Annotated in this window: 10 protein-coding genes; 3 read left to right on the plus strand and 7 right to left on the minus strand. The window is 38.5% G+C overall.

Features of this window, described 5'->3' with window-relative positions; all coding sequences use genetic code 11:
- On the plus strand, positions 1-1,432 hold a 1,432-nt coding region (locus K8S13_RS03595; RefSeq protein WP_291460510.1), incomplete at its 5' end, for a radical SAM protein.
- Here the strand turns inward: K8S13_RS03595 and K8S13_RS03600 are convergent.
- The 5 genes from K8S13_RS03600 to K8S13_RS03620 are packed head-to-tail and all read right to left on the minus strand — an operon-like array spanning position 1,419 to position 6,803.
- Complete coding sequence (locus K8S13_RS03600; protein ID WP_291460511.1) at positions 1,419-2,207, minus strand: 1-acyl-sn-glycerol-3-phosphate acyltransferase; 789 nt, start codon at positions 2,205-2,207, stop codon at positions 1,419-1,421. The two genes, K8S13_RS03595 and K8S13_RS03600, sit on opposite strands and share 14 nt — an antisense overlap.
- Positions 2,197-3,078 (minus strand): type I methionyl aminopeptidase, encoded by an 882-nt coding sequence (gene map / locus K8S13_RS03605; RefSeq protein WP_291460512.1) that lies wholly within the window; start codon positions 3,076-3,078, stop codon positions 2,197-2,199. Before map ends, K8S13_RS03600 begins: the two co-directional genes overlap by 11 nt.
- A 6-nt stretch (positions 3,079-3,084) precedes the next feature.
- Positions 3,085-4,470, minus strand: a complete 1,386-nt coding sequence (gene miaB / locus K8S13_RS03610; RefSeq protein WP_291460514.1) for a tRNA (N6-isopentenyl adenosine(37)-C2)-methylthiotransferase MiaB — start codon at positions 4,468-4,470, stop codon at positions 3,085-3,087.
- Positions 4,460-4,669, minus strand: coding sequence for a DUF4911 domain-containing protein (locus K8S13_RS03615; RefSeq protein ID WP_291460515.1), 210 nt, complete (start codon positions 4,667-4,669; stop codon positions 4,460-4,462). Before K8S13_RS03615 ends, miaB begins: the two co-directional genes overlap by 11 nt.
- Positions 4,653-6,803 carry a PAS domain S-box protein gene (locus tag K8S13_RS03620; RefSeq protein WP_291460518.1) on the minus strand — a complete coding sequence of 717 codons (2,151 nt, stop codon included), beginning with the start codon at positions 6,801-6,803 and terminating at the stop codon, positions 4,653-4,655. The genes K8S13_RS03615 and K8S13_RS03620 overlap by 17 nt, the downstream gene beginning before the upstream one ends.
- A gap of 197 nt (positions 6,804-7,000) precedes the next feature.
- Here K8S13_RS03620 and recJ point away from each other — a divergent pair, with 197 nt between their 5' ends.
- Together recJ and K8S13_RS03630 are read left to right on the plus strand one after the other, a co-directional pair.
- Entirely contained in the window at positions 7,001-8,710 is a 1,710-nt protein-coding gene (gene recJ / locus K8S13_RS03625; RefSeq protein WP_291460520.1) for a single-stranded-DNA-specific exonuclease RecJ, read from the plus strand.
- A gap of 82 nt (positions 8,711-8,792) precedes the next feature.
- Entirely contained in the window at positions 8,793-9,218 is a 426-nt protein-coding gene (locus K8S13_RS03630) for a hypothetical protein (protein WP_291460521.1), read from the plus strand.
- Between the two features lie 20 nt (positions 9,219-9,238).
- On the opposite strand, the gene K8S13_RS03635 is transcribed toward K8S13_RS03630, so the two are convergent.
- Positions 9,239-9,487: an aldehyde ferredoxin oxidoreductase C-terminal domain-containing protein gene (locus tag K8S13_RS03635; RefSeq protein WP_291460523.1), complete on the minus strand. Its 249-nt coding sequence runs from the start codon at positions 9,485-9,487 to the stop codon at positions 9,239-9,241.
- The coding region (locus K8S13_RS03640) for an aldehyde ferredoxin oxidoreductase N-terminal domain-containing protein (protein WP_291460525.1) at positions 9,438-9,633 on the minus strand (196 nt) is incomplete at its 5' end. The genes K8S13_RS03635 and K8S13_RS03640, both read right to left, overlap by 50 nt.

Consider the following 9,633-nt stretch of genomic DNA (forward strand, 5'->3'; position numbering starts at 1 on the left):
TGGTAAAAGCGATGTCACGGCTTTTTCCCTTTTTTATGCATTTAAACATTTTGGATACAGCTATGAATATCTCGGAACAAAAATACGGGATAAAGAACCCTTTGTTGTGGGCGTATCCTCCTTGTTTACGGCTTATTGTAATGAAGCCTTAAAAACAGCCCAAACCATTAAAAAATTTTATCCGCAGTGTAAAATCGTATTGGGGGGTCATCATCCTACAATATTTCCTGAAAAAGTACTGGCATGCTCTGCTGTTGATTTTGTGCTGAGAGGTGAAGGGGAAACCAGCATGGCACAGCTTTGTGAGGCGCTAAAGAACGATTCGGATTTAGAACAGATTCCCGGAATTGCCTTTAAAAAAAATGAGTCCATATTTATTTCAAACCCATCCTGGATCAAAGACTTTAACAGCCTTCCAATACCTGCCACAGATCTGATCAATCAAGATTTTTACCAGAGAAAAAACAGAGGCTCCAGTATTATTGTTTCAAGCAGGGGCTGTCCCATGCAGTGTTCATATTGTTCTGTATCTGCCGCATCCTCCTATGCACCGTTCAGGCAGCGTTCCGTTAAAAATGTAATCCTGGAGCTTGAATATCAGACAAAGGATCATGACATTGGATTTATTGATTTTGAAGATGAAAACCTATGTTTAAACAAACAATGGTTTCTTCAACTTTTTTCAAAAATCCAATGCCTGTTTCCAAATAAAGATGTAGAGCTTCGGGCCATGAATGGATTGTATCCTCCGGCACTTGATGAGGAAATCGTCTCATTGATGAAAAACTCGGGTTTTAAAACCCTCAATCTTTCTTTGGGATCAACATCAAAAGATCAATTAAAAAAATTTAACCGGCGTGATGTGAGAGCTGCTTTTGAAAAGGCTCTTTTACTGGCTGAGAAGTATGATCTTGAATGCGTTTCATATATTATTGCTGCCGCACCCGGCCAGACTGCACAAAGTTCTCTGGATGATCTTTTATACCTGACACAAAAAAGGACCCTTGCCGGGCTGTCAATTTTTTATCCGGCACCCGGAAGCCTTGATTATCAGCTCTGCAAGGATAGAAAAATTCTGCCAAAAAGCTTTTGCCTGATGCGGTCTAGTGCACTTCCATTAAATGATAAAACAACAAGAATACAAGCGGTTACCCTGTTAAGGCTTTCAAGAATCTTAAATTTTATGAAGCACTTGATTGATATAGATGGTTACATACCGGAACCAAAACCATTTTCCAACTTTCAAACAAAAACATTTTCCAACAGAGAGGTATTATCAAAAACACTTCTTCAATGGTTTTTATATGATGGAAAAATCAGAGGCGTCCAGGCAGATGGTAAGATCTATACCCATATAGCCGATAGCGTCCTTACACAGCAGTTTGTTGAAAGGATTAAAACCATTTCGATTGCCGGAGTCAGCAGTCTGTAAGTCCACCAATATACTTTTCCTGTTCCAGAACAATGTGCTCCTTGACATGGGAGCTGATCATCTTTTGTACCATCTTTGCAATATCATCGATCTCCATATGCTCAAATATTGAAAAGGGTATTTCATCCATGACTCTGATTTTTATCCGATATTTGCCCTGAAGTTTTAGAGAATATTTTGGCAGGGCATCCTTGGTATTATTGATCACCAGAGGCAGAATCGGTTTCTTCGTTTTTTTGGCAAGAATAAACGCACCCGGCTTAAAGGGTTTTACAATTCCTGTTTTTGACCGGGTTCCTTCCGGGAACAGCATGATGGAAATATTTTGTTTTAAAAGTTGTTCACACTGATCCATCATCTGCCGAATACTCTCCTTATTACCTCTTTTGAGTTTTACATGCCCGTTTAATACCATGTTCCACCCAATAAACGGCAGTTTAAACACTTCCGCCTTAGAAATCCACCTGAAGGGGAAAAAAAGACGATAAGCCATAAGGATATCAAGCTGCGACTGATGGTTTGATACGATGACATAGCTTTTTTTCATGTCCATCTTTTGCCGGCCTGTTATTTTTACCGACCATATTGGCACACACCAGATATATAGACAAGCCCAGAAAGATGTAAATAGATTCAATAAAATAAGCCGCTTATCAAAAAATTGAGTCAGCAATCGAATAAAGCAGGCAATGGGGAACATTATAACCGAACTTAAGCCCACAAATGCAATATAGGCATATGAAAAAAAGACAATTCCAAAGCTTTTAAAGCTCATAGGGCGTCAGACTTTCCCACCCGATTTCAGTTACCAGCAGGGTCTGCTCAAACTGTGCAGATAAAGACCCGTCATTTGTGACGGCTGTCCATCTGTCTTCAAGCACATGAAGCTCTTTTTTCCCCAGATTAACCATGGGTTCAATGGTGAATACCATACCCGGGACAAGGCAGATACCTTTCCCCCTGGTTCCAAAATGGAGAATCTGGGGCTGTTCATGGAAATCAATGCCGACACCATGGCCGATAAACTCCCGAACCACGGAACAGCCGCAAGACTCTGCATAACTTTGAATGGCATAACCGATATCACCCAATGTTGCACCGGGAGCGATTTCCTGGATCCCTCTTTTTAAGGATTCGGCAGCCACACTGACGATTCTCTTTCCTTGTTCAGTAGGAGTTCCCACAAAAAAGGTTTTGCTGGCATCTGCATAATAACCGTCAAGTATGGGTGTGATATCCACATTGACAATGTCGCCATCTTTTAAAACACGATCGCCGGGTATGCCGTGACAGATGACGTCATTGACCGAGACACAGACACTTTTAGGAAAGCCCCTGTAATTTAAGGGTGCCGGAATCGCCCCGGCCTTAATGGTTTCTTCATGAACAAGGGTATTGATATCTTCTGTTTTGAGCCCGGGTCTGATCATTTTTTCAACCTGGTTGAGAATTGACATTAAAAGTTCCCCGCATTTTCTAATGCCATCGATCTGGTAAGGTTCTTTTAGATTGATATCATATCTTCTTTTGTACTCTTCCTTGATACTGACTTCCATTTTTTTGTTTCGACAACAGTTTTTATATTTTTTCCCGCTTCCACATGGACAGAGGGAATTTTGTCCAATCTTTACAGCTTTTTTTTTCATTTGCTCTCAAGCTCCCACAGGATGACCCCACAATGAATGGGGATATGCATTTTCAATTCTAATCTTGATAATATCGCCTATATTGACATGTTCGGATGGAAAATGCACGATTTTATTGGACTCACTCCTGCCTGCCATTTGTACTAAATTTTTCCGGTGTTCCAAATTTTTCAGGGTTTGCTCAAATCCATCCCGTTTTTTTTGGCTTTTACCTTCAACAAGGACTTCTAATGTCTTTCCCACCAGTTCTTTGTTCTTTTTTTGGGTATAATGTTCCTGTAATTCTAGGAGATTATTTAACCTTTCACGTTTTTGTTTCTCATCAATCTGCTCGGAAAACTTTGCTGCAGGCGCGGATGACCGATCAGAATATGCAAAAGCATATATGGAATCAAATTGGATTTCACGTAAAAGGTTCATGGTATCATTAAAATCTTCCCGGGTTTCCGATGGAAACCCTACAATGATATCCGTTGAAAGCGCAACATCAGGGCATTCGCGTTTTAAAGCCTTAATCCGGAATATGTATTTTTCCCGGGTATATCCTCTGTTCATCTTTTTAAGAATTTTATTTGATCCGGACTGTACCGGCAAGTGAAGATGGTTGCAGACTTTATCAAGCTCCTGGATAGCAAAAATCAAATTTATGGAAAGATCCTTTGGATGAGAAGTGGCAAATCGTATTCGATGGATTCCATTTATTTTATTGATCTTAGTCAAAAGTTGTACAAATGAAATTTGACCTTCTTTTTGTCCGTATGAATTTACGTTTTGCCCTAAAAGGGTTACCTCCTTGACACCGGACCGAGCCAGCAAAGAGATCTCTTCTACAATGCTTTCCGGTGACCGGCTTCTTTCTCTGCCACGGACATAGGGCACCACGCAATAGGTGCAATAATTATCACACCCCTGCATAATGGTAACAAATCTGGAAATTTTATTTTCATCAAAAAAAGATGTGTCTGATATATCCGGCAGGGCTTCATAAATCATCCGGGAGTCTTTAGTGTCCACCACTCTTTGTTTACCGGACTTTACGGCATCAATAGCCTGACCAAACCTTGAAAATGCCTGGGTACCCAGAACAATATCAAGATGCGGAATCCGTGAAAATGCTTTTTCCCCCTCCTGCTGGGCCACACACCCTGCCATGACCGTGATCAGATGAGGTTTCCTTTTTTTAATTTTGGCAAACCTTCCCAGAAAACTAAATGCTTTTTCTTCTGCCTTGTGCCGGATCGAACAGGTATTACAGACCACAATGTCGGCTTTGTCCATATCATCGGTTTTTTCAAACCCGTAAGAATTCAATATTGCAGCCAGTTTCTCAGAATCATATACATTCATCTGACAGCCAATGGTATATATATATGCATATCCTTTATACTTCATTAAACATAAAATCCTTTTTTAACTCTTCAACAATCATTTGGGCTGATTCCATTCGATCCGGTGCTATTGCAAGCCGTATATGACCGTTTTTAGCATCCAGGGTTGTTGCCACGGCCACACCTTCATAGGCCTCAAAAATAAACCGGATAAATCCAATCCTGGTTTTATCAACCCTGTATTCCTTATAAACCGTTTTCATATATTTCCAGCAACCTGTTTATGCTGTTCACATAATCTTTGTTTTGACAGGGCTTTGACAAATGATCGATATTAATATCTTTTTGTTTCAGGTCTTTTACGGATTCTAAAAACTCTATGTTCCCTGAAACAAACAGTATGGGAATATTTTTATTTGTTTTGCGAATATGATGATATATATCCATCCCCGTAATTTTCCCCAAAAGAATATAATCCAAGCTTACAAAATCATATTCATTTCTTCCAAACAGATCCATTGCAACCTGCCCGGTACTTGCAATATCAACCTTGTGGCTACAGGGTTCCTGTGTTAATATCCTGTATTGTACATCTGAAATTGCCGGTTCATCCTCCACAAGAAGAATATATTTATCAAAATGTATTGTTTCTTCTCGAATTTTTATTTTTTCTTCACTTGTTAATTCTTTTTTAATAACAGGCATACTTATAATAAATTTTGTACCTGAACCGAATTGTGACTCAATAGAAATATTACCCTTGTGCTGTTCTATATATTTTTTTACATTGGACATCCCATAACCAGTGCCTTTAATATCGGGTTTATATAAACCGGCTATATCCTTACTTCCTTTTAAAGTGAAAGAAGGTTCATAAATCTTCTTAAGGTGCTCTTTAAGAATTCCACACCCGTTATCCTCAATTTCAAAACAAATATTATCGGCAACGCAATATGACCGCATGGTAATTTGGGGATTTTTAACCATACTAACGGCATGGATTGAATTTTGCACAAGATTTACCAGAGCATGTTCGATCATTCCGGAATCAGCAAGCAGGTCCGGCATTCCTGTTTTATTTTCCTTTATCAGTTCAATTCCTTCCAGGTCTTTTCTTAACAGACTTAGAACCAGATCTATTTTTTCATTAATCTTGAAAAATTCCTGCTTTGGTTCCTGGTCCCTGGCAAAGGCAACCAGATTTTTAGTTAAATTTTTTCCCCGTATGGTTTGTTTAAAAATCAACTCCAGAGCTTTTTTTGTTTTTGGTTCTTTGGTTTCTATAAGTGCGAGCTGGGAGTTACCCATAATAACACCCAAAACATTATTAAAATCATGGGCCATTTTTCCTGCTATCTGCCCGACCAATGCCAATTTTTCATGTTCACCTGAAACTTTCTGAGCTTTTATTTTTTCTTCTTCTGCCTTCTTGCGGTCGGTAATATTATGGGCAACGACCCGTGCTCCTTTTAATTTTCCATTTTCATAAATAAAATCATTACTCAAAAGAACATTTAATGTTTGACCATCTTTTTTTATAATATTATGTTCAACATTGTGGATCAGCTTTTCTCCTTCAGACAGTTTTTCAAGTCTTTGAATATATAAATTTTTACTGTTTTCTGTTAAAAGATCCGGGGGATGCATGGATAAAAATTCTTTTTCTGAATAACCCGTATATCTGCACATGATATCATTCACGTTAACGAATCTGAATTTTTCAAAATCAATCTCGTAAATTCCCGCAGGAGCATTTTTAAAAAGATGTCTATATTTTTTTTCACTCTCCAAAAGCGCCTCTTCTGATTGGATACGCATCCTTAAACCAATTAATATCTGTCCAAAAAATTTAATTAACTCAATTTCCATGCTCGTGTAGACATGCTTTCTTTTTGTTGAATCGAAACCAGTAAACCCAACAAGCCTGTCTTCATGAAACATAGGCACGGTAATGAGGCTTTTTATCTGTTGCTGTTCAAGGATATCCCTTAAATCACCCGAAGGAAGAGCTGACACATCATAAATAGTGACCGGATCACCTTTGAGATGTGATTCTACCAAGTCGGGAGCAGCATCCAGCGGGCTGCTTTTTAAATTATCGATTTGAGGCTCTATACCCTTGTTGCACCATTCATAAATATTTACTGCAATGTTTTTTTCAAAATCATAATTAAAAACATAAGCACGATCCGCAGAAACAAATTCTCCTATCTCTCCTAATGCTGCATTAACAGCATCTTTCACATCCTCCAATGGAACATTGATATATTGGGATGAAATATTCATCAGAATTTTATGCATCTGGGTTTGATACCATAAATCCTCTTCTACTTGTTTCTTATTCTTCAATCTTTTATTCAAAGATTCAGCCTGAATATTTGATTTATCTTTCAACATGCTGCACCTAAATTTAAATTGATCCTTGGAGCCGATTGATTGCCATATTCCAGGGCTCGCTCTAAACCATCAAAAGCATACGAATGCCATTGATATTCCAGTTGGTTCAAGAAAAATCAGAGTACAATATATTGGAATGCAATGCAATGCAAATTGACTTTATGATGGTTTGCTTATATAAATTCTTCTTAAATTAAATGGATACCATACTGAAATATTTTGAGCCTGATCAGAAAATAGTCGAGCTTCTAACCCAGGGGATGGACTGCCATCCTCTTCTGGCTACGCTTCTTTCTGCCAGAGGCATTTCCACGGTAGAAGATGCTATTTTCTTCTTAAATCCAAGCTTACAAAATCTTACCGATCCTTTTGCCTTAAAGGATCTGGACAAAGCAGTAAAACGGATTTTTACTGCTGTTGAAAATAAAGAAAAAATACTTATTTTTGGAGATTTTGATGCAGATGGTGTCACCTCCACAGCACTTCTCAGCGACTTTCTTGAATACTGTGGTGCCAATGTATCATGGTATATCCCCCATCGGATCAAAGAGGGCTACAGTCTTGCGCCGGACCATATTCAAATGGCATCGGATCAGGACATTGATCTGATTATTACGGTTGACTGCGGTGTCAGCAGCCATAAAGCAGTCAAAAATGCTAATCTTGAAGATATCGACGTCATCATCACTGATCACCATGAGCCTTCCTCCACCCTGCCCTCTGCTATGGCAGTGGTTGATCCAAAAAGAGAAGATTGTCCGTCCGGGTTAAACTTTCTTGCCGGTGTAGGTGTTGCCTTTTTTCTTGTCATGGGCTTAAGAAAATTTTTCAGAGAAAAAGGATTTTGGGAAGATATTAAGGAGCCCAATCTCATAGATTATCTGGATTTGTTTGCCATTGGAACCATTGGAGATATGGTTCCTTTGATCAAAGAAAACCGTGTGCTTTGCATTGCAGGGCTTAAAAAAATCAGACAGGGAACAAGGCTTGGGTTAAGATCCCTTGCCCAAATCTGCCGGATTGATTCAAAAAAAATTGATTCAGATGATATTTCATTTAAAATTGTTCCAAGAATCAATGCTGCCGGCAGGATCTCCCATGCCAGAATCTGTGTCACACAACTGACCACGCCAGATATCGTTAATGCTGATAAAACTGCCTCTATTCTTGACCAGTTAAATAAAAAACGACAAATAATTGAGCAGGAAATTACATTTGATATTGAACGCCGCCTGCTCAAATATCCCAACCTGTTAGATAACAAACTTTTATTTTTATGGGATGATGAATGGAACCCGAGTGTTCTAGGAATTGCTGCATCAAAACTATCAAGAAAATATAGTTGTCCTGTTATTTTATTATCCAGTGCAGGTGACCATGCCATTGGTTCCGGTCGAAGTATCAATAACATTAATATCCTTCAGGCTTTGATAGAGAGTGAGACACTGCTTGAAAAATTCGGTGGGCATGCCATGGCTTGTGGCCTCACGGTTAGTAAAGATAATTTACAAACCCTTTATCAAAGCTTAAACCGGTATATGGAAAAAATTTATTTAGAAATAGATTTTCAAAAAACTCTGGCCATAGATGCGATTCTTGATTTAGAGGATATTAATTACAACCTGGCCAAAGAAATTGATCGATTAAGACCTTTTGGTATGGCAAATCCTGAACCGATTTTCATCTGCGAGAATATCCGTGTGGCATCCTCTCATGTCATTGGAAACAGCCACAGAAAAATGGTTCTTGCAAAAGCCGATTCTGTTTCCCGGCATCAGGTTGAAGCGTTTCATTTTAATATCAGTGACCCAAATGACCTGCCTGATTATTATTCAAAAATCGCCTTTAGGCTGAAAATCAATAAATTTAAAAAAACCTCAGCACAAATTATTATCGAGAACTTCTAATTTTTAGCTTGAAAAACGCCCTGTTTTTATTATATAAATACAGATTGATATTTTATGTTTTTTGATAATTAAGGATAATTCAATGGCCAAAATATTTTATACCGGAAACAGGGAAGCAAAACTTCTTTCTAAGATCGAATCGTCCAAAGAACGTGAAAGGTTGAGAGCCATCAGCACGATCCGGGACAACATAGATGCCTTTAGCAATAAGGTATCCATGAAACTCATTGAAACCGGTTTAGTTGAGACGGTTTCTAAATCCAGTATTGAAAATCAGATAGCAAGATGCCTTGATGCTCTCTGCAAAGCAGAAGATTTTGATATTGATTATACGGTTGCCCCGTTTCGAACACTTATTTCAAATCCTAACATTGCAAGTCTGTATCTAACAGCATTTATTGTGGAAAAACTGATCAATCACAGAGATGTCATTGATGTTTATGGCAGCGACGAAGATATCTATTATTGTATCAATAAAGAACTTGCTATCCTATTGCAGAACTCCTGATTCAGGATATTTTTTTTAGATTAAATACCCAGCTTTTCCAGTAAAGACTTTTGGGGAAGCCCGTCATTATCATACCCTCTTAATTTGTAATATTTTTTCAGCATGGGTTTCAGAGGAACAAGTCTTTTTTGCGGATCATCTTTCTGGGGTTCAAAAAGAAGCCTTTCCGGCAGCGTGGCATCCGCTTTTCGAATCCCTTCATTTGTGTTCATAAGACGTTCAAGAATATGAATTCTTTCGCCTGCCTCTAAAAATTGTTTTGAGGACAAACCAATACCAGAAATTGTCTACACCCAGGGGATCAATTCCTGGTTTTATCCTGTCATACAATAATTTCAAGCCCAGCCCTTTTCCTCCAAGATACATCCGTCTTAACTGCTCGGAAATTGAAACCTTTGAAAAAGTTTTTAAGGAC

Source organism: Desulfobacula sp., from assembly GCF_021107415.1.

What these genes read in the sequence shown, in the direction of transcription:
- recJ (WP_291460520.1), top strand. Translation starts at nt 7,001, where the DNA reads ATGGATACCATACTGAAATATTTTGAGCCTGATCAGAAAATAGTCGAG.
- K8S13_RS03600 (WP_291460511.1), bottom strand. Translation starts at nt 2,207, where the DNA reads ATGAGCTTTAAAAGCTTTGGAATTGTCTTTTTTTCATATGCCTATATT.
- K8S13_RS03615 (WP_291460515.1), bottom strand. Translation starts at nt 4,669, where the DNA reads ATGAAAACGGTTTATAAGGAATACAGGGTTGATAAAACCAGGATTGGA.
- K8S13_RS03620 (WP_291460518.1), bottom strand. Translation starts at nt 6,803, where the DNA reads ATGTTGAAAGATAAATCAAATATTCAGGCTGAATCTTTGAATAAAAGA.
- map (WP_291460512.1), bottom strand. Translation starts at nt 3,078, where the DNA reads ATGAAAAAAAAAGCTGTAAAGATTGGACAAAATTCCCTCTGTCCATGT.
- miaB (WP_291460514.1), bottom strand. Translation starts at nt 4,470, where the DNA reads ATGAAGTATAAAGGATATGCATATATATATACCATTGGCTGTCAGATG.
- K8S13_RS03630 (WP_291460521.1), top strand. Translation starts at nt 8,793, where the DNA reads ATGGCCAAAATATTTTATACCGGAAACAGGGAAGCAAAACTTCTTTCT.